Annotated in this window: 23 protein-coding genes; 5 read left to right on the top strand and 18 right to left on the bottom strand. The window is 30.7% G+C overall.

What is annotated here, in order from left to right; genetic code table 11:
* Window position 1: 1 nt before the first annotated feature.
* From purS to FBF06_RS02860, 3 genes are read right to left on the bottom strand one after another with little or no spacing between them, the layout of a single operon-like run.
* Complete coding sequence (purS, locus tag FBF06_RS02870) at window positions 2-247, bottom strand: phosphoribosylformylglycinamidine synthase subunit PurS (protein ID WP_002858611.1); 246 nt, start codon at window positions 245-247, stop codon at window positions 2-4.
* An 8-nt stretch (window positions 248-255) separates the two neighbouring features.
* Window positions 256-966 (bottom strand): phosphoribosylaminoimidazolesuccinocarboxamide synthase, encoded by a 711-nt coding sequence (gene purC / locus FBF06_RS02865; protein ID WP_002854922.1) that lies wholly within the window; start codon window positions 964-966, stop codon window positions 256-258.
* Between the two features lies 1 nt (window position 967).
* A complete protein-coding gene (locus tag FBF06_RS02860) occupies window positions 968-2302 on the bottom strand; it encodes a S41 family peptidase (protein WP_002856815.1) in 1335 nt (444 codons plus the stop codon).
* Window positions 2303-2428: 126 nt separating this feature from the next.
* Here FBF06_RS02860 and FBF06_RS02855 point away from each other — a divergent pair, with 126 nt between their 5' ends.
* Window positions 2429-2719 carry a metal-sensing transcriptional repressor gene (locus tag FBF06_RS02855; protein ID WP_002884545.1) on the top strand — a complete coding sequence of 97 codons (291 nt, stop codon included), beginning with the start codon at window positions 2429-2431 and terminating at the stop codon, window positions 2717-2719.
* 111 nt (window positions 2720-2830) lie between these two features.
* Window positions 2831-5404, top strand: a complete 2574-nt coding sequence (locus FBF06_RS02850) for an AAA family ATPase (RefSeq protein WP_052795867.1) — start codon at window positions 2831-2833, stop codon at window positions 5402-5404.
* A gap of 27 nt (window positions 5405-5431) precedes the next feature.
* Here FBF06_RS02850 and FBF06_RS02845 read toward each other — a convergent pair whose 3' ends face one another.
* The 3 genes from FBF06_RS02845 to alaS are packed head-to-tail and all read right to left on the bottom strand — an operon-like array spanning window position 5432 to window position 10439.
* On the bottom strand, window positions 5432-7363 hold the full coding sequence (locus FBF06_RS02845; RefSeq protein ID WP_002868054.1) for a penicillin-binding protein 1A: 1932 nt from the start codon (window positions 7361-7363) through the stop codon (window positions 5432-5434).
* On the bottom strand, window positions 7360-7911 hold the full coding sequence (gene maf / locus FBF06_RS02840) for a septum formation inhibitor Maf (protein ID WP_002855005.1): 552 nt from the start codon (window positions 7909-7911) through the stop codon (window positions 7360-7362). Before maf ends, FBF06_RS02845 begins: the two co-directional genes overlap by 4 nt.
* Window positions 7911-10439 (bottom strand): alanine--tRNA ligase, encoded by a 2529-nt coding sequence (gene alaS / locus FBF06_RS02835; protein WP_060806456.1) that lies wholly within the window; start codon window positions 10437-10439, stop codon window positions 7911-7913. The genes maf and alaS overlap by 1 nt, the downstream gene beginning before the upstream one ends.
* A gap of 114 nt (window positions 10440-10553) precedes the next feature.
* On the opposite strand from alaS, the gene FBF06_RS02830 reads away from it, so the two are divergent.
* Genes FBF06_RS02830 through hemH form a run of 3 tightly spaced genes read left to right on the top strand, consistent with a single transcriptional unit; the run spans window position 10554 to window position 13406 of the window.
* A complete protein-coding gene (locus FBF06_RS02830; protein ID WP_002868051.1) occupies window positions 10554-11627 on the top strand; it encodes a DegT/DnrJ/EryC1/StrS aminotransferase family protein in 1074 nt (357 codons plus the stop codon).
* A 4-nt stretch (window positions 11628-11631) separates the two neighbouring features.
* Window positions 11632-12498: a Gfo/Idh/MocA family oxidoreductase gene (locus FBF06_RS02825; protein ID WP_002859910.1), complete on the top strand. Its 867-nt coding sequence runs from the start codon at window positions 11632-11634 to the stop codon at window positions 12496-12498.
* Window positions 12495-13406, top strand: coding sequence for a ferrochelatase (gene hemH / locus FBF06_RS02820; protein WP_052795869.1), 912 nt, complete (start codon window positions 12495-12497; stop codon window positions 13404-13406). Before FBF06_RS02825 ends, hemH begins: the two co-directional genes overlap by 4 nt.
* Window positions 13407-13465: 59 nt before the next feature.
* Here hemH and FBF06_RS02815 read toward each other — a convergent pair whose 3' ends face one another.
* From FBF06_RS02815 to FBF06_RS02760, 12 genes are all read right to left on the bottom strand, one after another.
* Entirely contained in the window at window positions 13466-14701 is a 1236-nt protein-coding gene (locus FBF06_RS02815; protein ID WP_168977529.1) for an ammonium transporter, read from the bottom strand.
* A 286-nt stretch (window positions 14702-14987) separates the two neighbouring features.
* On the bottom strand, window positions 14988-15986 hold the full coding sequence (gene mnmH / locus FBF06_RS02810) for a tRNA 2-selenouridine(34) synthase MnmH (RefSeq protein ID WP_024266087.1): 999 nt from the start codon (window positions 15984-15986) through the stop codon (window positions 14988-14990).
* Complete coding sequence (locus FBF06_RS02805) at window positions 15976-16461, bottom strand: HIT domain-containing protein (protein ID WP_002854919.1); 486 nt, start codon at window positions 16459-16461, stop codon at window positions 15976-15978. Before FBF06_RS02805 ends, mnmH begins: the two co-directional genes overlap by 11 nt.
* A gap of 9 nt (window positions 16462-16470) precedes the next feature.
* Window positions 16471-17247, bottom strand: coding sequence for an indole-3-glycerol phosphate synthase TrpC (trpC, locus tag FBF06_RS02800; RefSeq protein WP_168977528.1), 777 nt, complete (start codon window positions 17245-17247; stop codon window positions 16471-16473).
* Window positions 17244-18521 (bottom strand): lipoprotein, encoded by a 1278-nt coding sequence (locus FBF06_RS02795; RefSeq protein ID WP_002855132.1) that lies wholly within the window; start codon window positions 18519-18521, stop codon window positions 17244-17246. The genes trpC and FBF06_RS02795 overlap by 4 nt, the downstream gene beginning before the upstream one ends.
* Window positions 18494-18868, bottom strand: coding sequence for a YkgJ family cysteine cluster protein (locus FBF06_RS02790; RefSeq protein ID WP_002855009.1), 375 nt, complete (start codon window positions 18866-18868; stop codon window positions 18494-18496). The genes FBF06_RS02795 and FBF06_RS02790 overlap by 28 nt, the downstream gene beginning before the upstream one ends.
* Window positions 18858-19559 carry a tRNA1(Val) (adenine(37)-N6)-methyltransferase gene (locus FBF06_RS02785; protein ID WP_002854777.1) on the bottom strand — a complete coding sequence of 234 codons (702 nt, stop codon included), beginning with the start codon at window positions 19557-19559 and terminating at the stop codon, window positions 18858-18860. The genes FBF06_RS02790 and FBF06_RS02785 overlap by 11 nt, the downstream gene beginning before the upstream one ends.
* Before the next feature lie 5 nt (window positions 19560-19564).
* The gene (locus FBF06_RS02780) at window positions 19565-19714 is read right to left on the bottom strand and encodes a hypothetical protein (protein ID WP_002854981.1); all 150 of its coding nucleotides are present in this window, start codon (window positions 19712-19714) and stop codon (window positions 19565-19567) included.
* Window positions 19715-19862: 148 nt separating this feature from the next.
* Window positions 19863-21554: a hypothetical protein gene (locus tag FBF06_RS02775; protein WP_168977527.1), complete on the bottom strand. Its 1692-nt coding sequence runs from the start codon at window positions 21552-21554 to the stop codon at window positions 19863-19865.
* Window positions 21554-22045, bottom strand: a complete 492-nt coding sequence (locus FBF06_RS02770; protein WP_002861686.1) for a hypothetical protein — start codon at window positions 22043-22045, stop codon at window positions 21554-21556. Before FBF06_RS02770 ends, FBF06_RS02775 begins: the two co-directional genes overlap by 1 nt.
* On the bottom strand, window positions 22038-22235 hold the full coding sequence (locus FBF06_RS02765; protein ID WP_168977526.1) for a hypothetical protein: 198 nt from the start codon (window positions 22233-22235) through the stop codon (window positions 22038-22040). Before FBF06_RS02765 ends, FBF06_RS02770 begins: the two co-directional genes overlap by 8 nt.
* On the bottom strand, window positions 22153-22572 hold the full coding sequence (locus FBF06_RS02760) for a hypothetical protein (protein ID WP_168977525.1): 420 nt from the start codon (window positions 22570-22572) through the stop codon (window positions 22153-22155). Before FBF06_RS02760 ends, FBF06_RS02765 begins: the two co-directional genes overlap by 83 nt.
* Window positions 22573-22579: the final 7 nt, after the last annotated feature.

Here is a 22579-nt window from a genome sequence, read left to right as displayed (position 1 = left end):
TTTACTCTTTCTCAATTATAAGCTCATAATCTTCAATGACGCTATTTACCAACAACTCTTCACACATTTTTTTTACTTGTTCTTTGGCTAATTTTTCATCTTTCTCATCAAGAGAAATTTTGATTTGTTTTGCTATTTTTACTTCTTTAACACTATTAAAATTTAAAGAATGCAAAGCTTTTTCCACCGCTTTGCCTTGTGGATCTAAAACCCCATTTTTTAAAGAAATATTTACAATAACTTCCATATTTTTCCTTAATTTAATATTCTTTTTAAAACTTCTTCATAAGCCATTTTTACATTACCTAGATCTTGACGAAATCTATCTTTGTCTAATTTTTCATTACTAAATTTATCCCAAAATCTACAACTATCAGGGCTTATTTCATCGGCTAAAACAAGTTCATTATCTTTAGTTAAACCCAGTTCGATTTTAAAGTCAATCAGCCTTAAATTTTTATTGTCAAAAAATGGAGTTAAAATAGAGTTAATCTTTCTAGCCATATTTTTAATTTCACTAATTTGAGCTTCATTTTGCACTAAATTTAAAATCAAACAATGCTCATCATTGATAAAAGGATCGCCTAAGGCATCATCTTTAAGACAAAATTCCACCAAAGCAAAAGGTAGCACAGTGCCATCTTTAATGCCCAGTCTTTTTGTAAGAGAACCTGTTGCAACATTGCGTACTATAACTTCAATAGGAACAATTTTACATTTTTTAACCACTTGTTCTGTATCGCTTATAGTTTCTACCAAATGGGTTTTAATCCCATTTTTTTCGAGCAAATGAAAAATTTCAGTACTGATTTTACAGTTTAATGCGCCTTTTCCACTTTCATTGCCTCTTTTTTCTGCATTAAAAGCAGTTAAATCATCTTTAAACTCACTAATTAGTAAATTTTCATCATCAGTTTTGAAAAGTTTTTTACCTTTTCCTTCGTAAAGCATTTCTTTTTTTGTCATTTTATTGTCCTTGTTTGATATTTAAAATTTTAATAGTATCAATAGCTGATTTTAACTGTGCGTCATCATTGATTTGTTTTTGACTGATTAGATTTTTATTGTCTTTATTTTCTTGTTTATCTTCTTTTTTATTTTTATCTATTTTTTCAAGCTCACTTTCTAAATGTTGTTTTAAGTCGCTTTCTTTTATAGAAAAACCATCTTCTTGAGTATTTACTTTACCTGGAAAAACTTCAATATCAGGTTTTACACCCACTGCTTGAATAGTACGCCCGCTTGGAAGATAATATCTTGCAATAGTAAGCCTTAAAGCTTCAGTTTTATTAATAGGTATGATTTGCTGAACACTACCTTTTCCAAAAGTATTTTCACCCACAATAACACCGCGTTTAAGATCTTGTAAAGCTCCACTTACGATTTCACTTGCACTAGCACTTCCACCATTTACAAGCACAACCAAAGAAGCATTAGAAATTTTGTTTTTAGGATCGGCTTTATATTCTTGATTTTCACTTGCGATGCGTCCTTTTTGAGAAACAATAACACCTTTATCTACAAATAAATTTACAAGTCCTATGGCTTGATTTAAAAGTCCACCAGGATTATTTCTAAGATCTAAAATAACTCCTTTAACATTAGGATATTTTTTAAGTTCTTTACTTGCCACATCTACAACATTTTTATCAAAATTTGTAACCCTAAGATAAAGAATGTTTTCATTTTCTATCATTTTTGCATAAACACTTTCTATCTTAATAATTTCTCTTGTAAGTGTAACATCAAAAGGTTTTGTTGCACCTTTTCTAAAAATGGTTAAAGTGATTTGAGTTTTTGGCTTACCACGCATTTTATCTACAGCATCATTGAGATTAATTCCTAAAGTGGCCTCATCATTAATTTTTAAAATAATATCTCCTGATTTTATCCCTGCTTTATCTGCTGGTGTTCCTTCTATAGGAGAAACAACTGTTAAAGCACCATCTTTCATACCTACGGTTATACCAAGGCCGCCAAATTCACCATTAGTTTGAATTTTCATATCATTAAAATCTTTTTCATTTAAAAAAGAAGAATGCGCATCAAGATTGCTTAAAAGCCCTGATAAAGATTTATCCACCAAATCGCTGATATTTTGATCATCCACATAGTATTGCTCTACTATAGCAAGAGTTTTTGTAAGCTTATCTAAAGCTTCTAGGCGTTTTTGAACCTGCTCTTCTTTTTGATCAACTTTAGCTTGTAAATGACTTGTTAAAAATAGACATAAAATGAAAGTAGTAGCAAAGCCTGCAAGACCCGCAAAAAATCGTTTTGTTTTCAAAATAAGCTCCATCATTGAGTTTTAGTTTAATTAGTTTAAAGAGTAAATTTTAATAAAAATTGCTTAAAACTTCGTAAATAAATTTAAATTCTTAAAAATATGTTAAAATAGACTAAAAATTCCAAAAAGAAAGTTAATACAATGTGCCAAGAAAAACATACTCATACACATTCTCAAAAACATCTTAAAGCAGTTTGCAATCGTCTAAGTAGAACCATAGGGCATTTAAGCGCTATTAAAAGAATGGTTGAAAATGACAAAGACTGTAGTGAAATTTTAATCCAGCTTGCTGCCGTAAAAGCCGAAGTTAACAATACTGCAAAAATAGTTTTAAAAGAACATTTAGCTCATTGTATGGTACATGCTATAGAAGAAAATGATATTCAAAGTATAGAAGAATTAAACAAGGCTATAGATATGTTTATGAAATAATCTAAAATTAGTCATTTGTCCTATTATTTAAAAAATTTTACTCAATTAACTTGACATTATATGACTAAAGTTATATAATAGCAAGTATATAAACTAAATAAAGGATAAAACATGGCAAATATACAAGATTTTTTAACTGATAATATGCTTTCAAATCTTGAAAGTGCAGCATCTTTAGCTATACATTCTAAAAATAATGAAGTTGTACCTTTACATCTTTTATGGGCTTTAAGCGTAGATAATGCAAGTATTTTAAATCAAATTTTAAATAAATTAAATATTTCTAAAGAAGCCTTAGAGCTTGAAATTAAAAGCAGAATTTCAAAACTTGCAACGAGTTCAAATGTAAACCGTGAAAATATACGCTTTTCCAATGAACTTATAAATTCATTAGAAAATGCTAAAGGATTAATGAGTGCTAATGGAGATAGTTATTTAAGTGTGGATACTTGGCTTATAAGTGAAAGTCAAAAAAGTCCTATTAAAGAAATTTTGACGCAATTTTTAGATTTAAGAGAATTTCAAAAAGAGCTTGAAAGTCTAAGAGCGGGACGCAAAATCGATAGCAAAACAAGCGATGAAACCTTAGACAGCTTAAATAAATTTGGTATAGATTTAACCTTAAAAGCAAGCGAGGGTAAACTTGATCCTGTTATAGGCAGAGAAGAAGAAATCGAACGTTTGATGCAAATTTTAATACGCAAAACCAAAAATAACCCTATACTTTTAGGTGAACCAGGCGTAGGAAAAACAGCTATAGTAGAAGCTTTAGCACAAAGAATTATCAAAAAAGATGTTCCAAAATCTTTGCAAAATAAAAAAGTTATCGCTCTTGATATGAGTGCTTTAATTGCAGGTGCAAAATACAGAGGAGAATTCGAAGATAGATTAAAAGCTGTGGTTAATGAAGTGATAAAAAGTGAAAATATCATTCTTTTTATCGATGAAATTCACACTATAGTAGGAGCTGGAGCGAGTGAAGGCAGTATGGATGCGGCAAATATTTTAAAACCCGCTCTTGCAAGAGGTGAACTCCATACCATAGGCGCAACTACTTTAAAAGAATATCGTAAATATTTTGAAAAAGATGCAGCCTTGCAACGCCGTTTTCAACCTGTAAATGTAGGTGAGCCAAGTGTTAATGAGGCTTTGGCTATGTTAAGGGGTATAAAAGAAAAGCTTGAAATTCATCATAATGTAACTATAAATGATAGCGCTTTAGTAGCTGCAGCTAAACTTTCAAAGCGTTATATAGCGGATCGTTTTTTACCTGATAAGGCCATTGATTTAATCGATGAAGCTGCAGCTGAACTGAAAATGCAAATTGAAAGCGAACCAAGTTCTTTAAGAAAAGTACGCAAAGATATAGAAACTTTAGAAGTTGAAAATGAAGCTTTAAAAATGGAAAATGATGAAAAAAATCAAAAAAGACTCGATGAAATCGCAAAAGAACTAGCTAATTTAAAAGAAAAACAAAATGCCCTAAATTCACAGTTTGAAAATGAAAAAAGTGTTTTTGATGGCATAAGTGCTAAGAAAAAAGAAATTGATCTGCTTAAAAATGAAGCTTCTTTGGCTAAAGCTAGAGGTGAATTTCAAAAAGCAGCCGAGCTAGAGTATGGAAAAATTCCAAGTCTTGAAAAAGAAGTAGAAATTTTAGAAGATAAATGGAAAAAAATGAGTGAAAATGGAGTTTTACTTAAAAATCAAGTGGATGAGGATTTGGTTGCTGGAATTTTAAGCAAATGGACGGGTATTAGCGTGCAAAAAATGTTAACTTCTGAAAAACAAAAATTCTTAGAAGTGGAAAAACATTTAAAAGAAAGTGTCATAGGACAAGATAAGGCCTTAAGTGCTTTAGCTAGAGCCATTAAACGTAACAAAGCAGGGCTTAATGCGGACAATAAACCTATAGGAAGCTTTTTATTTTTAGGGCCAACAGGGGTAGGAAAAACACAATCGGCTAAAGCTTTGGCAAAATTTTTATTTGATGATGAAAAAGCAATGATTCGCTTTGATATGAGTGAATTTATGGAAAAACATAGTGTTTCAAGACTCTTAGGTGCGCCTCCAGGATATATAGGACATGAAGAAGGTGGAGAGCTTACTGAAGCCGTACGAAGAAAACCTTATAGCGTGCTTTTGTTTGATGAAGTTGAAAAAGCACATAAAGATGTATTTAATGTGCTTTTAGGGATTTTAGATGATGGTAGAGCAACCGATAGCAAAGGTGTAACAGTGGATTTTAAAAATACCATTATCATTCTAACTTCTAATATCGCCTCAAGTGCCATTATGAATTTAAGTGGAAAAGAACAAGAAGATGCGGTAAAAAATGAGTTAAAAAATTTCTTTAAACCTGAGTTTTTAAACCGTTTAGATGATATTATCACCTTTAATCCACTTGGAAAAGATGAAGCTTATGAAATAGTCAAGCTTTTATTTAAAGATTTACAAATGAGCTTAGAAAACAAGGGAATAAAAGCAAGTTTAAGCGAAAATGCAGCCCTTTTAATCGCTAAAGATGGTTTTGACCCTGATTTTGGTGCTAGACCTTTAAGAAGAGCTATTTATGATCTTATAGAAGATAAATTAAGCGATATGATACTTGCTGATGAACTTCATGAAAATGATAGCATTATCATTGATGCAAAAGATGATGAAATAATCATCAAAAAAGCTTAATCATTTTGAAAGTAGATCTTTCTACTTTCAAAATATAATCTCGCTTTCATTAAATTTCATATTTGCTTTTGGTAATGGTGATTTGGTGGTATAATAAGCACTTTCTCCTTTATAATTTCCACGATAAACTCCATTAGGAATGCTAAATTTTCTAGTTGTATCAGGGAATTTTTCTATATATTGAGTTAAAAATTCTCTAAACACAGGAGCAGCTGTTCTAGCCCCACCTTCTGTATAACGCATAGGCTTGTTGTTATCATTTCCATACCAAATGATTGCTTCTATTTCAGGCGTAAGTCCACAAAACCAAGCATCAACACTTTTATTCGTTGTTCCTGTTTTTCCTGCTATTTCTATATCTTTTACTCTTGCATTACGCCCTGTGCCTTTTTCAACAACATTTCTCATCATATCTAAAACCAGAAAACTTTGCGCTTCATCGCTGACTTTACGCTCATTTAAGTTAAATTCCATGATGGTTTTACCGGTCTTATCCTGAACTTGTCTGATAATTTGAGGATCTTTAATCGTACCATAGTTCCCAAACATGGTATAAAATTTCGAATACTCCAAAGGAGAAATACCAAAACTTCCCAATACGATTGATAAATTAGGCGGTATATCTTTAAATCCAAATTCCATTAGCTTAGAGTAAAGAACATCCAGCCCCATATCAAGTGCGAGATTAATGGTAGCTAAATTTCTTGATCTTGTTAAAGCTTCTTTTAAGGTAATTAAACCTAAAAATTTACCCCCTTCATTTTTAGGTTTCCAATCCTCATTATTACCCGCTCCACCTTCAAAAATTCTAGAAATATCAGCAATTTCACTCATAGGCGAATATCCTAAATTAATCGCCACTTGATACACAAAAGGTTTAAAAGAGCTTCCAGGTTGACGCATACTTTGAGTAGCACGGTTATAATTACTTTTTTCATAATCAACCCCGCCTACCAAAGCTAAAACATCACCACTTTGATGATTTACCACGACCATAGCTCCGTTTAAAGTGCTTAAATTTGCATCTTTATCGCGTTTTACTATCTCATCATAACCAAATTTTAAAGCATTTTGCGCCATATTTTGAACATCTAGGTCTATATTTAAAATGATTTTATATCCACCTGTTTTTAAGTCTTTGATATTAGGGCTTAATTGTTTAATCACTTCATCTACAACATAAGGAGCAGCATTTTGAGTAAGCGTATCATCATAAACTTGCGGAATTTCTTTAATGGCTGTATCATAATCTGCTTTTGAAATCCAACCTAGATTATACATTCTTGAAATAACATTATTTGCTCTTGAGATGGAAAGATCTAAATGCTTTGTAGGATCATAACTGCTAGGTGCTTTTGGCATACCTACTAGCATAGCAATCTCTTTAAGGCTTAGTTCATTTAAATTTTTATGAAAATACCCCAAAGCTGCGGTTTTTACTCCATAATACCCATGTCCAAAAAAAATAAAATTTAAATACCTTTCTAAAATTTGCTCTTTAGTTAAAATGGTTTCCATTTTATAAGCAAGCAAAGCTTCGCGAATTTTACGCGTAATAGTTCTTTCAGGGGTTAATTCCGTGTTTTTAATAAATTGCTGGGTAAGAGTGGAAGCTCCTTCCATGGTTTTTCCACCGCTTTTTATGATTTTTACAGCAGCTCTAAAAATGGCGTCGATATTAACTCCATTATGTTCAAAAAAGCTTGTATCTTCTATAGCAACCAAAGCTTCTATAAGGCGTGGAGGAAGCTCTTCATAAGGAGCGTAAAAACGATGTTGTTCAAAAGTATTAGCCACAAGCTTGCCATTTCTATCGTAAATTTGTGTTGTAAGAGGAGGTTTGTATTCTTTAAAAGTATAACCCTCAGTATCAGCACTTGTGAAAAGATAAGCCACATAAATAAATCCAGCTATAAACAAAAGAGTAAAAAATGAAAAAATATATTTTAATATTTTCATAAATAAGCCTTTAAAGTTTGGATATCAAGCCCTAAAGCAGTGCTTAGATTTCCTACTTGTTGGGTGATGAAATTTTGATGAAAACCCTCACACATAATACAACCCGCCTTGCCTTTATAAAGATCATTTTCTACATAATCTCTTAAAGCATTTTCATCAAAATTTTTAAAATAAAGTGTAGTTTTTGAAAGAGAAAAAACTCTTTTTTCAGGTTTTACAAGCAAAAAAGCCGATAAAATACTTGCATACTTTCCATTTTGCAAGGCAAGCATTTCATAAGCTTCTTTTTTATCCTTTGCTTTGGTAAGAATTTTTTCATCTATACAAACTATACTATCTGCAAAAAGCAAATTTTGGTTTTGAAAATCTTTGCCTAAAGTACTTAAAAATTGTCTTTCTTTTTCAAGAACTATTTTTTGAACATATAAAAAAGGTGAAATATTTTTATTTAAATTTTCATCATAATCAAAACTAACTTGCCTAAAATCAATCTTTGCGGTTTTAAGCAAGTTAGCTCTTGAAATGGAACTTGAAGCAAGAATTAACATTAAAGTGCTTTTTCTATCGTTTCTAAGCTTTGTTTTAAAGCTTCATTGATTTTGCTTAAATCTTTTCCACCTGCAGTAGCAAAATCATCTCTTCCGCCACCATTTCCACCTAAAATTTGCGCCGCTTCTTTAACCAAAGCTCCTGCTTTTAAAGGCACATCTTTAACGCCAGCTGCTAAAGTGATTTTTTCATCTTTTACTTGGATAAGTAAAATCACCGCTTTAGCAAATTTGTTTTTAAAATCATCAATCATAGCTTTAATATCACCATTATCTATACGTTTTACGCAAATTTCAACACCTTGGATATTTTTAGAATCAAGCTCGGTTTTACTTGAATTTTTAAGCTCATTTTTTAAACTTAAAATTTCATTTTTAAGCTTTTTAATCCCGCTTAAAATATCATTATTTTTAAGTTCATCTTTTACTTTAGAAAGTTCTTCGAGTTGATTTTTTACAAATTCTAAAGCCGCTTTAGAAACCACAGCTTCAATACGTCTAACTCCAGCACTCACACCACTTTCTTTAACTATGTAAAAACTTCCTATTTGAGCAGTATTTTTAACATGAGTTCCCCCGCAAAGTTCTTTGCTTTCACCTAGAGTTAAAACACGCACATTGCCTTGGTATTTTTCATTAAACAATGCTATAGCACCGCTTTTTTTAGCTTCTTCTAAAGGCATATTTTCTAAGATAGCTTCGCTTGAGTTTATAATCATTTTATTGACTCTTTTTTCAATGCTTTCTAGCTCTTCTTTGTTTAAAGCTTTATGATGAGTAAAATCAAATCTTAGTTTATTGCTTTCAACCAAAGATCCTGCTTGGCTTACATGAGAACCTAAAATTTCTCTTAAAGCATGATGTAAAAGATGAGTGGCTGAGTGGTGGCGTGCGATTTGCTCTCTTTTTTCTGTATCGATTCTTGCATGAACTATATCGTTAACTTTTAGTTCTTCGCCTGCTTTTATAAAGCTAAGATTGAGATTAAAAAACTTTTGCGTATCTAAAACTTCACGCTTAGCTATAAATCCACTATCAGCACTTTGCCCCCCACTTGTTGCATAAAAAGGTGTGTTTTCAAGCATCACCCAACCCGCATCTTTAAGGGCGGAAACTTCTTTAAAATCTTCATCTAAAAGGGCTAAAATTTTACTTTCGCATTCTGCTTTTTCATAACCTACGAAATGATTTTCTCCAAATTTTTCAAGTAAGTTTTTAAAATCTCCGCTTGCAGTTTTATCTCCACTTCCTTTCCAAGAAGCCTTAGCGCGTGCTTTTTGCTCATTCATGAAAAGTTCAAATTTTTCTTCATCAACTTTAAGATTTTTTTCTCTTAGCATATCAGCCGTTAAATCAAGCGGAAAACCATAAGTATCATAAAGCTTAAAGGCTACTTCTCCGCTAAAAATTTCTTTAGTGTTTTTAAGCTCTTTATTAAAAATTTCAATCCCATTTTCTATAGTGCTTAAAAATCTTTCTTCTTCAAGGCGAATTTGTTCTTTTACAAAGTCTTTTTTCTCATTAAGATAGGTATAATGTCCGCCCATTAAATCGCACACAATATCAACTAGTTTATACATAAAAGCTTGTTTAAAACCTAGCAAATATCCATGTCTTAAAGCACGACGCAAAATACGACGCAAAACATAACCTCTACCTTCTTTATCAAAACTTACCCCTTGTGCAAGCAAAAATACACTTGATCTTATATGATCAGCTATGACTCTAAAACTTGCTCCGCTTTCATAAACATAAGTTTTATTACAAAGTTTTGAAATTTCATTGATGATTGGCATAAAAAGCGAGCTATCAAAATTGCTAAATTTACCTTCTTTAATCGCTGTTACCCTTTCAAGCCCCATTCCTGTATCAATGCTTGGCTTTGGCAGTGGGCTAAGCACTCCATCAGCACTTCTTTCGTATTGCATAAAAACAAGATTCCAGATTTCTAAAAATCTATCTCCATCTCCGCCCATATAATCTTCGCTTGAGTTAAAATGCTCTTGTCCTTGGTCATAAAAAATCTCACTACAAGGACCACAAGGACCAGTATCGCCCATTTGCCAGAAGTTATCTTTATCGCCAAATTTGTAAATTCTTTCTTTTTGAATGTGTTTTTGCCATAGATTAAAAGCTTCATCATCGTTTTCATGCACGGTTACATAAAGTTTATCTTTAGGTAGTTTTAAAACTTCAGTTACAAATTCCCAAGCATAAGCTATGGCTTGTTCTTTAAAATAATCTCCAAAACTAAAATTCCCAAGCATTTCAAAAAAAGTATGATGGCGTGCGGTATAGCCAACATTATCTAAGTCATTGTGCTTTCCACCTGCTCTTATACAAGTTTGACAGCTTGTTTTGCGTGGAGGGTTTGGGCGTGGAATTTCTCCTGTAAATATACTTTTAAAAGGCACCATGCCCGCATTGGCAAAAAGTAAAGTTGCATCATCAGGAACTAAAGGACTTGACGGGGTTATCTCATGTCCTTTTGATGCAAAAAAATCCAAATAAGCTTTTCTAATATCCATGAATTTTCCTAAAGAAATTTTTATAAAAACATATCATACCAAAATTACTTTAAATTAAGTAAAACTAAAATACAATAAACATTTTTATTTAATTTTATTTCTCTAAGGTTTTTTATGAATTTTATCAATCTTCAAGCCCAATATCTCGCATACAAAGATGAAATCAATGCTGAAATTGAAAGCGTTTTATCAAGCTCTTCTTTCATAGGCGGTGCAAAGCTTAACGAATTTGAGCAAAATTTAGCTCATTTCTTAGGTGTTAAACACGCTATAGGTTGCTCAAGTGGAACTAGTGCTTTATACCTTGCCTTAAGAGTCTTAGATATTGGTAAAGATGATGAAGTTATAGTGCCTAGTTTTACTTTCATAGCAACAGCTGAAGTTGTGGCCTTGGTAGGTGCAAAACCTGTTTTTGTAGATATAAATTTATCAAATTACAATCTTGATTTTAAAGCAGTGCAAAAAGCAATAACTCCAAAAACTAAAGCTGTTATAGCAGTGAGTATGTTTGGACAAATGAGTGATTTAAGGGCTTTAGAAGAAATTTTAAAAGATAAAAATATCACTTTGATCGAAGATGGTGCACAAAGTTTTGGCGCAAGTTTCAAAGGAGAAAAATCCTGCTCTATAGCTAAAATTTCATGCACAAGCTTTTTTCCTTCGAAGCCTTTGGGAGCTTATGGCGATGGCGGGGCTATTTTTTGCCATGATGATGAAATTGCTAAAAAAATAAGAATTTTACTCAATCACGGACAAACTCAGCGTTATAAACATGAATTTATAGGTATAAATGGACGCCTTGACACCTTACAAGCAGCGATTTTAAATGTTAAGTTAAAATACCTAGAAAAAGAATTAGACAAAAGACAAAAATTAGCACAAATTTATAATGCAAATTTAAAAAACTGCCAAATTCCACAAATTAATCCAAATGCTTTTAGTGCTTATGCACAATACAGCGTTTTAGTTGAAGATAGAGCTAGTGTATTGCAAAAATTTGAAAAAGCTAATATACCTTATGCTATACACTATCCAACCCCTTTGCATAAACAACCTTGCTTTAGTGAGTTTTCAAATTTAGAACTTAAAAATTCAGAATACGCAAGCGAACACATCTTATCTTTGCCTTTTTCACCTTTTTTAAGTGAAGAAGAGCAAGAGCAAGTTATTTGTATTTTTAAAGATTGATTCCATGAAAATAGGTATCATAGGCCTTGGAAAAATGGGGCAAAACCACTTAAATGAACTTAGTAAAAATTCTCATTTTAAACTTAATGCACTTTTTGATCTTTGCAAAAATCCAAACCTAAATATTTTTGATGATATTTTTTATGATGATTTGGATAAATTTTTAAATCAAAATAATGATATTATCATCATAGCAACACCTACAAATTCACATTTAACAATAGCAAAAAAAGTTTTTAAACAATGCAAATGCGTTTTAATCGAAAAGCCTTTAGCTCTAAATTTAAAAGAAATAGACGAAATTTCAAATTTAGCTAAAGAATACAGCATAAAAGTAGGTGTAGGTTTTTGCGAAAGATTTAATCCTGCGGTTTTAGCCCTAAAAAAAGAGCTTGAAAATGAAGAAATTATCAGCATTAACATACAAAGATTTTCACCCTACCCACAAAGAATCAGCGATGTAGGGATTTTGCAAGATTTGGCTGTGCATGATCTTGATTTGCTTTGTTTTTTAAGCAAACAAGAAATAACAAAAACCAATTTGCTTAAAAAATACACCCAAGATCAAACAAGAGAAAGTGAAAGCATTATTCTATGTGAGCTTGAAAAATGTATTGCTAGCATACATCAAAGTTGGAATAGCACACAAAAACTAAGAAAAATTCATCTTATTACTAAAAATCATTTTTATGAAGCCAATTTAAATGACTTTTCTTTATTAAAAGATGGAAATTTTATAGAACTTACTCAACAAAGTCCACTTTTTTCAGAACACGAAGCTTTGTTAAAACTTATCGATAATCAACCCAATCATTTAGCCAGCACGAGCGATGCTTACAAAGTTCAAGAAATTTTAGAAAGGTTTGCGTGAAATTAGTTTTATTTTTAAATATGGGCGGAGCTACGAATTTACAAGATTGTGAAGTTTTTTTAAAAAATATGTTTAATGATCCTTATATTTTAGGAATCAAAAATCGATTTTTAAGAAAATTTGTAGCATGGATCATAACAAAGGCTCGCGTTAAAGCCATGCAAGAAAACTATAAAAAAATTGGCGGAAAATCCCCTTTAAACGAACTTACTCAAAGCCTGTGTGACAAGCTTAATTTAAAACAAGATGAATTTAAATTTGATTTTGTAAATCTTTATGTTCCTCCTTTTGCCACAGAAATTTTGCAAAAATACACTTTAAATGCAAGTGATGAAATCATTCTTTTTCCACTTTATCCGCACCATTCTTGCACCACAGTAACTTCATCTTTAGAAGTTCTGCAAAATGAAATTTCAAAGCAAAAAATTCAAGCAAAAGTAAAAACTATAGATATTTTTTACAAAAATGAGCTTTATAACGAGATGATAGTTTCGCACATTTTGGCTAAAAAAAGTAAATTTGATGCCAAAATTTTGATTTTTTCAGCGCATTCTTTACCACAAAGCATTATTGATAAAGGTGATTTATATGAAAAGCATGTAAATGATCATGTAGAAATTTTAAAAGAAAAGCTAAAAGATCATTTTGATGAATTTATTTTAGCTTATCAGTCTAAACTAGGCCCTGTAAAATGGCTTGAACCAAATACAAGCGATGTTTTGGCAAATTTAAACGATAAAGCTCTGATTTACCCTATTTCTTTTTGCATTGATTGTTCTGAAACGATTTTTGAGCTAGGTATGGAGTATAAACATTTAGCAAAGTGCGATTATGATTTAATCACTTGCCCAAATGATAGTGATGAATTTATCCACTTTATTTTAAAGTATTTGTCTGATTTTAATTAAGAATGATTTTGAAGTCCTTGTTTATGATTACAAGGACTTTTTAGTAAAAATTTAGCCAACTAAGCTAAAGTATAAGCTTTTTCTCCGTGCAAACTCACATCTAAGCCTTTTTGCTCTACTTCTTCTTTTACTCTTAAGTCTGTAAAACAAGAGATAATCTTAAAAATAACAAAGCTTATAAGAGCTGACAAAACCACACAAATCACAATAGCAAAAATTTGCTCTTTTAAAAGTTCCAAACTTCCGCTGATAAAAAATCCCTCGCCAAGTGCATTTTGGGAAATCACATTAGGATTTACTTTAGCACTTGCAAAAAACCCTGTGGCAATTCCTCCCCAAATACCTCCGATTCCATGTAAAGAAAAGGCATCTAAAGAATCATCCCATTTGAGTTTGTATTTAATAAAACTTAAACCAAAATAACAAAACACACAAGACAAAGTCCCTATAACAAGAGAAGCATAAATATCTACATAACCGCAAGCTGGAGTAATTCCCACAAGCCCTGCTACAAGCCCACTAAGTCCACCTAAAATAGTCGGTTTTTTATGGATGAGCCACTCAAGTACCACCCAAGATAAAAAGCCGCAAGCTGCTGATATAATACTTACTATAAAAGCATTGATAGCAATATCATTCATTTCGCCAGCACTTCCAGCATTAAAACCTAACCATCCTATAAAAAGCAAAATCGCACCTAAGAAAGCATAAGGAATAGAATGCGCGTTTTTATCCTCATCATCACTTTTTCTAGCGCCTACCATCAAAGCTCCTACAAGTCCAGCAACCCCAGAGCTAATATGCACAACACCGCCCCCAGCAAAATCAAGACTTCCTCTTTTAAGCAAAAATCCCTCACTGCTCCAAATCATATGTGCTAACACATCATAAACTAAAGTACTCCAAAAAAGTAGAAATATCACCAAAACACCCAGTTTAATTCTTCCCACCAAAGAGCCTGTTATGATGGCAGATGCAATAAGTGCAAACATCATTTGAAAAATCACAAAAAGAATATTTGGAACGCCTGAAGCGTTGTATCCGCTAATACCCTCTAAGAGGAAATTCTCGAAATTTCCTACAAGCCCAAGTCCTTCATCTTTACCAAAAGAAAGACTAAATCCAAGCACTACCCATTGTAAAGTAATAACACCAAAAACAATAAAGCAATTCATTATAGTATTAAGAGTATTTTTACTTCTTACCATACCTGAATAAAACATTGCCAAAGCTGGAGTCATAAGCAAAACTAGCAAAGTACACAACACAATAAAACTTGAATTTATCGCATTCATTTACCTGTCCTTTCTTACAAAAATTTAATTGCGAGATAATTATATTTAAAATGATTTAAAAAAATATAAATTTAAGAAATATTTTATATATTTTTTTTATCAAAATTTATTTTTTTATCTTAAATTACTATAAATAGGTATTTTAAAAAATATTTTACTTCTCTATAATTCAAAATTACTAGCATTAAAATAAAAATTTGAGCCAAGTTAAAAAACAACAAAGATAAAAAGGATTATTACAAGATAATGAAGAAAAAATTTGATTATTTAATAAAATTATCTGATATTAAAAAAGTAATTGCGTTTTAAAATAGCCTAAAAGCTCTTCTTTAGCTTTTAAAATATCATCAGTATTTAACTCAAGATCAATCTTATCTGGTTTTTTATAAGTTTTATCATAATACTCCAAAAGCATAACAATAAGCTTTTGCCATTCTTTTCTCTCATAACTTTGAAGCAAATCTTGGCGTAAATTTAAGCTGATATAAGGACTGATTTTTTGCACACATTGTTGAAATTTCAAAGGAGTCATTTTTTCTTGATAAATTTTTTGTATTCTTCTAACGCGATTTTCCAAAGAACAAAAACAATAAATTTTAAAAGCCTTTTGCATTTTTTCATAAAATTTCAAAGGTAAGATAATATCCCCTATTTTGCGACTTTCGCTTTCTATGAAAGCAAAATTTTCTAAATTTTGAATATTGTGAAAAAGTTCTGCTTCAAAAGCTTTTTGCGTAGGTTGTTTTCCTAAAATATCACCAAAAGACGAGCCTAAATGATTTGCCATTTTTTCTAAATTTATAGCTTGTGGGAGTTGTTCTAAAAGCTCTGTTTTTCCACAACCTGTATTACCACAAAGAGCAAAAAAATCAAAATTTATTTCATTTTCGAAATAATGCGTTACAAAAGTTCTATAAGCTTTAAACCCACCTTTTAAACGCACCACCCTAAAGCCAAGCTCACTTAAAATCACTGCGATAGACTTTGAACGCAAACCCCCACGAGAACAATAAATCCCCACCTTTTCTCCTATGCGAAAATTTTGAGTGATTTCTAATATATGCTTAGCGGTATTTTGACAAATATAACTCGCACCCATAGCCTTAGCTAAAGCTTGATTTTTCTTATAAATTGTTCCTATTTCTTGATATTCTTCATCATTGAGTGCATAAAAATTTAAAGCTCCTATCAAGTGAGAATGCAAAAATTCTCTAGGGCTTCTTGCATCGATTAAAAAAGAGAAATTTTCTTTTTGAAACTCTACAAATTCAACTTCACTGAGCATTTTTAAAAGCCAAAACAAGTTTTTGATAAACTTGCTCTATATTAGTGCCACAAACCCTAGTTTCTCCTATGGTTGTGATAAAATTTGTATCTCCTGACCAGCGTGGCACTAGATGATAATGACAATGAAAAGCTATGCCAGCTCCTGCATCCTTGCTTAAATTCATACCGATATTCACTCCATTTGCATGAATTTGCTCTTTTAAAATTTTTACCCCCAAACGCACAAAATAACTCATTTCTTGCCAAATTTCATCACTTAAATTTTCTATATGCTCTTCATGTATATAAGGAATCACCATAAAATGCCCTGCAGAATAAGGATAGCGGTTCATCACTCCAAAACAATGCTTTGCTCTAAAAATCACGCCTAATTCTTCATCGCTTTTGATCTTATTAGCACAATCACAAAATGGACAAATGCTTTTTTCTTTTTCAAAATACTCACTCCGCCATGGTGCATACAAATACTGCATTTTCCCTCCTTAAAGCAAAGCTTTTAAAGCCTTTCCTTCATCTTTTTCGCGCATAAAATATTCGCCGATTAAAAAAGCATCAACGCCTAAATTTTGCAAATGCTCTAAAAATTCTTTATTTTCTAAACCACTTTCTGCGATGATGATTTTTGAATTTGGGATTTGTGAGATAAGTTTTTCGCACAAACTCATATCCATAGTAAAATCCTCTAAATTACGATGATTGATACCAATGATATCCGCTCCAGCAAAAATAGCCTTACTCAAATCCTCTTTATCATGAATTTCAACCAAAGCCTCAAGACCTAAATGTCTTGCAAACTCAAGCAGTTTTTTAAGCTCTTTCATGCTTAGCATTTTAGCGATTAATAATACAAAATCCGCCCCATAAACCAAAGCTTCTAAAATTTGATACTCATCAAAGATAAAATCTTTTCTAAGTAAAGGAATTTGCGTATAACGGCGTATAAGACTTAAGTATTCTAAAGAACCTTTAAAAAAATGCGGCTCAGTTAAAACAGAAATCGCCGCAGCTTTGTTCTTCTCATAATTTAAAGCGATACTCAAAGGATCAAAGTCTTCTCTAATGACTCCCTTGCTAGGGCTTGCTTTTTTTACTTCTGCTATGATTTTAACTTCTTTTTCTACTCTTTTTAAAGCCTTAATCACATCTTTTGGAAAGAAAGGATTTGAAGCTAAAGAACGCCCTAACATATCATAAGGAAGTTTTAGTTTGCGTTCTTTTAAATCTTCTTTTGTTTTTTCAAAAATTTTATCCAATATCATGGTTTTATACACGCCTTTATCGCTTTTATATGAGCTTTGCTCTCATCAGAATTTGCAAATTCTTTATCATCTAATGTTTGTTTTAAAATTTCCCATGCTTGCTTACAATCGCCTAGTTTATAATACCCCCAAGCTAAAGAATCTAAATAATACAAATTCTGTGGATCTTTTTCTAAGGCAAGTTTCACAAGCTCTATACCTTTTTTAACATCTAAATCATAATCTATAAGCAAATATCCATAGTAGTTTAAATACAAAGCATTGCTATCTTTATCGATAGCCTGTTCGAATTTTTCTTTTACAGAATCAATTACTTTTGGAGTGATTTTTTTAGCTTCATTTGCAGCTTCAAATTCAAAAACTGCCGCTCGTAGAAGATATTCTTTATTTTTTGTTTTATGATAAAGAGCTAAACTCATTTTTTTAGCATCATCAAAGCGTTTTAAATTCTGATACAAAGCGAGTTTAATGTCATCATCTAAATCATACTGCAAAGAAATTTTTAAAGCTTCTTCTGTTTTGCCTTGAGAATTTAAAAGCTCAACTAAAGCCAATACAAAACTTTTATTTTTGGTAAGTTGATAAAGCTCTTTATATATACTTTTTAAAGCTTCGATATTTTTTTCATCAAAATAAATTTTAGCAAGCAAGACGCAAGTTTTGAGAGTGCAACCATTGGTTTTTCTTGAAAATTCTAAAACATTTTTAATATTTAAAGTATCATTCAAAATCGCATAAATTCCTATGAGTTTAAATAAAATTTCTTCATTTTGCACTTGATTATAAGCAGATCTATAGTATTTTGTAGCATTTTTTAAATCATTTTTTTTAACCAAAATATCACCATAAAGCTCTAAATTTCTAGGATCACTATCCTTTTTTGTTAAAAGCTCTTTCATAAGTTTTTGAGCATTGTTGATATCATTTGAATTTAAAGCATAAAGAGCACTAAGTCGCTTAAGATTGTCATTTTGATTTAAATAAGGCTTTGCTAGATTATCTAACTCTGCTTGCTTGTCAAGATTGTTTGCTAAAGTAAGTAAAAATGCATTTTCTAAAAAATTAGTATTATTATAATCTTGATAAAGACTTAAAAATTCATCTCTGGCTTCTTTGTATTGTTTATAATACTCATAATTATAAGCCTTCATAACCCTTAAATCAAAATCATTGCTTTTATATTTTGTATAATCAGGATAAACAACATTGATTTTTGAACTTCCACAAGCTGCCAAAAAAAAGGCTGCTAAGACAAATAACAAATACCTATACATTCTTTTTCTAATTCCTTTTGATGTGTTTTAAAATATTCCCAAAATGGAAAAGTTCTGCATTGTTTTGGACGAAAATCGTAGATACTACAATTTCTTTTTTGAGTATCAAAAAAAATGCAAGCAAAACCATCTTCACATTCGACTTCCTTAAAACTCATTTTAAAGCCCACTTTTCTCAAGTATTTTTCAGCAAATTCTTTGCTTTCTAAATTTAAATGCTTTCTTAATGCTTCTAATTCTTCCTTGCTCGCAAAAATATTGCCACTTTCTCCAGTGCAACACTTTCCACCGCATTTCTCACAAGCATTTTCATCAAAAGCATAAGAAAAATTTTTATCAAATATCATAACTTTTTAACCTAAATCTTAAGTGAATTTCTTGCATTTGTTTGCTTAAAATTTCATTTTCATATACAAAAAAAGGAGGTAAAATCTCACAAGGCGATTTTGAACCTTTTTTTACCTGTATCAAAACAAGTCTTGCTTTTTTGTTTTGATGTGTATGTACAAAGCAAAGCTTTGTTATTTTCATTTTCATATCTTTTAAAATAAAACAAATTTCATCTAAAGCTAAAGCTTCATAGCAAAAATACAAAGCACCATTTGGCTTAAGCATAGAATTTGTTTTAGCTAAAAAGCTATGCAAGGGTAAAAATTCCTGAAATTTACTTATAGCTTTATGCTGATCTTCACTCTTGTAAGCTCCTTGTCTATAAAATGGAGGATTGCAGACTATGAAGTCAAATTTTTTTATGATTTGAAATTGATTAAAATCATCATGAAAAATATCGCCTTGTATTTTGTTGGATTTTAAATTTTTTTCAATCAATTTTATATTTTCTTTTTGAATATCAATCAAAGATAAACTTAAATTTGCAATATTTTTTTTAAGTAAAATACCTATGATACCACAGCCCGCACCTACATCAAAAACAGCGCCTTTAATTCCTTGTTTTAAAATAAAATCAGCTAAAATTAAAGAATCACTATTGTAACGATACCCTTGTGATAATTGTGCTAGCGTAATCAGATCTGACATATATTTTAATGCGTTGGAATTTTAATGCGTTTTGGAGATTGTTCTTTAAATATATTTCGTTCTTTTGTTATATTATTATCTTCTTTAAAATTTACTGGGCTTTGTGCTGCCAAAAAAGAAATTACAAAAGTTATAAAAAAAGCAATTTTTATCATAATAACACCCCATAAAATGGTGTCCACGGCGAACACCTAACAATAACTATAAAATACCATAAAATATAAATTTTAAATATTTCAAATTTAATTTGGCTACAAAATGGCTACAAAAATTAAAATATAAAAATAGGTTTTTCTTTCTTTTCTATTTTTCATTTAATATATCTGCAGTTTCAAAATTATACCATAAAGTTGGATTAATTGCATCTTTTGCTAATTCTTCAGCTTCACTTCCATTTCCACCTTCATTATCAGAATCATCGCTTTGCTCATTTATCATATCAGGAGTATCTGCTGTAATGCTTTGAACAACATCAAAAATCTTACTAGCTCCACTTAGTAAATTTCCAATAATATTTAAAGTTGATTCAAAAGTTGACATTTCTTGTGCTGCTTGTGCTGTATTTTTTGTAAAATCTGCAGCTAAATTCCAATTATTAGCACCCCAAGCACCTAAAAAATTAACCAAACCCCAAACAGCATTAAGAATTGAAAATAATTTATTTCCAGTAAGTGAACCCACGGCTAAACCTAAGCTAATTCCTAGTGTGATACCCGCAGCTACATTCTCACTCACTCCTATCAATGTTCCTAGCCATGCACCTTGTCCACCAATCCACCAAGTAGCTACAGCCAAAATAATAGTAACAATAGGTGCCAAAAAGCTTAAAATTCCTTTGCTTGATTTTTCGTATACATAAAGATAATAAAAACTATCCCATAATGCAAACCATCTATCTCTACGCCCATAAGGCAAATTTGAACTTTTTCTATATAGCGGATATACGCTTGGCGTAACACTTGTATCTTTTTTTCCAAAGCTTTGATTATTGAGGTAAGAATAAGCAACATAAGGCTCTTCATAACAAACTAAATTAAACCCATTATAAAAACATAAAGGAGTTGCATATTTGCATTTATAATTTTCTTTTATTGAGTTAAATACTTCAAAAAAAGATATCTTTTTGCTTGTTAAAGTATAATATATTTTACTCGGATCACTCTCTCTAGTTTTTTGTGCTTTCTTATATACATTATAGGCTATTTCTACTTTTTCGATTCTAAATATATTTTTATTTAATTCTTTAAAATCATTATAAAATTTTTCAACATCAATGCATAATTTTTTATAAGGTTTTCCAAAAGTTGGTTTAAATTCAACATTTTCTACTTTAATTTCTGGTATTTTAATATCATCAATACTAGGATATATCCATTCATTATTTTTTTGGATGGTTTGAGAAAAAATAACTACTTCTATATCATTTATAAGCATTTCATAATTTATATTTTCCAATGCCTTATTTAATATATCTTTGAAATTTATTTTTTCATCAATATAAAAAAATCCTTTTCCATTATATTTCCAAGCTTTTTCTTTTTCAAATAAAAGAGCTAAATTATTTGGAAAACCATAATAATACTGCATACTTCCTAAATTATAATTAGTTCTTATTTCGCAAATATCATGATATATTCCATTTTCACTACTAGGATCTCCCTGATAAGGTTTGTATGGATCTTGCCCTACGAAAAATTGGTTAAGTCCTAAATCATTATAGTTTTCCTTGTTATAAGGTGCAGTGCTAGAACTTTTAATGTTATATTTTTTCACTATATACGAATTTTTAAATAGCGGATGGTTTATATTTTGAATTTGACTTCTACCTTTTCTTACAAGTTGTTTATGTAAAAGCTCAACATATTTATTTACCCCTATCATAGCATAGGTAAACCATTGTTTATATACTTCTTGTGTATCCAATTCTCCTATGTTTGATAGATAAGCAGGCTTAAGAGTATAATTTCTCATAAGCCTTTTTTCATCTATAAGCATTATGAAGACTTTTCTATATTTTCTATCTTTTCTTTAACAAGCTTCATAATTTCTTGTGGTATATCAAGACCACCGGTACAATATCCAAATTGAACACTCTGTGTAACTTTTGCAGCTTCTATTCTTAAATTATCATCTATCTGTGAAGTTTGTCTAGCTATTAATGCAGGTTTTGCTTTTTCTGTTTCTGTTTGAGCTCTTAAAAGTAAAGCTTTTTCAGCATTAAGCTCGTTTTCATCGCCTTGTAAAATCATGGATAAAGCTGTATTTTGACTTTGAGCCACTATGGTTTGTCCAACACTTACCAACGCTTGTGCCAAGCTTTGAAATTGTTGGTCATTTCTTATAACATTATCGTTTCCAAATTGTTCTAAAAGCTTTTTAAATTCTCCAAATGGAGATTTTTCCGCTAAACTCATTTCTAAAATTTGCGGATAAATTTCTTTAAATGCTTCAAGTCTTTTGTTGTAATCAACATTTGTATTACTCATTATTTAGCTCCTTTATTTTGCTTATCTGAATTTCACACTGTTTGTATTTGTAAAAAAGCATAGAATAAGCATTTAAAATATCTAGTTCATTTTTTGCTATTGGCTTTTCAAGAGGACTTAATGTTAGTAGTTCTTGCGAAATTCTTACTTTTTGAATTTCTATTTTGGTTACTACTTGTTGAGTTTGCATCCCACAACCTATCAACGACATCGTTAAAAAGCTTGGTAATATTATTTTCATTGCTTTTATAAATATATTCTTTAACATATTGCACCCTTTCTTGTACTTGATTTTTTTGATTGTTTGCTTCATTTAAAGCCTTTAATTCTGTTTTATGAATTTGATTTAATTCTTTTAATTTTTCTTGATTATTTTCATTTATTTTTAAAGCCAAAGCTAAATCACTTTGACTTTTTTCTAATTTGGCCTTTGTGCTATCAAGTCTTAGATAAAAATATCCTGTTAAGATTGCCATTAAAGCTAAGGCTATATAAAGCTTTGCATTTCCAAATAAAAGATTTATCATATTTTGT

This window comes from Campylobacter sp. CFSAN093227, assembly GCF_012897855.1.
GTDB lineage: Bacteria > Campylobacterota > Campylobacteria > Campylobacterales > Campylobacteraceae > Campylobacter_D > Campylobacter_D jejuni.
This window is presented reverse-complemented; position numbering and strand designations above follow the sequence as displayed.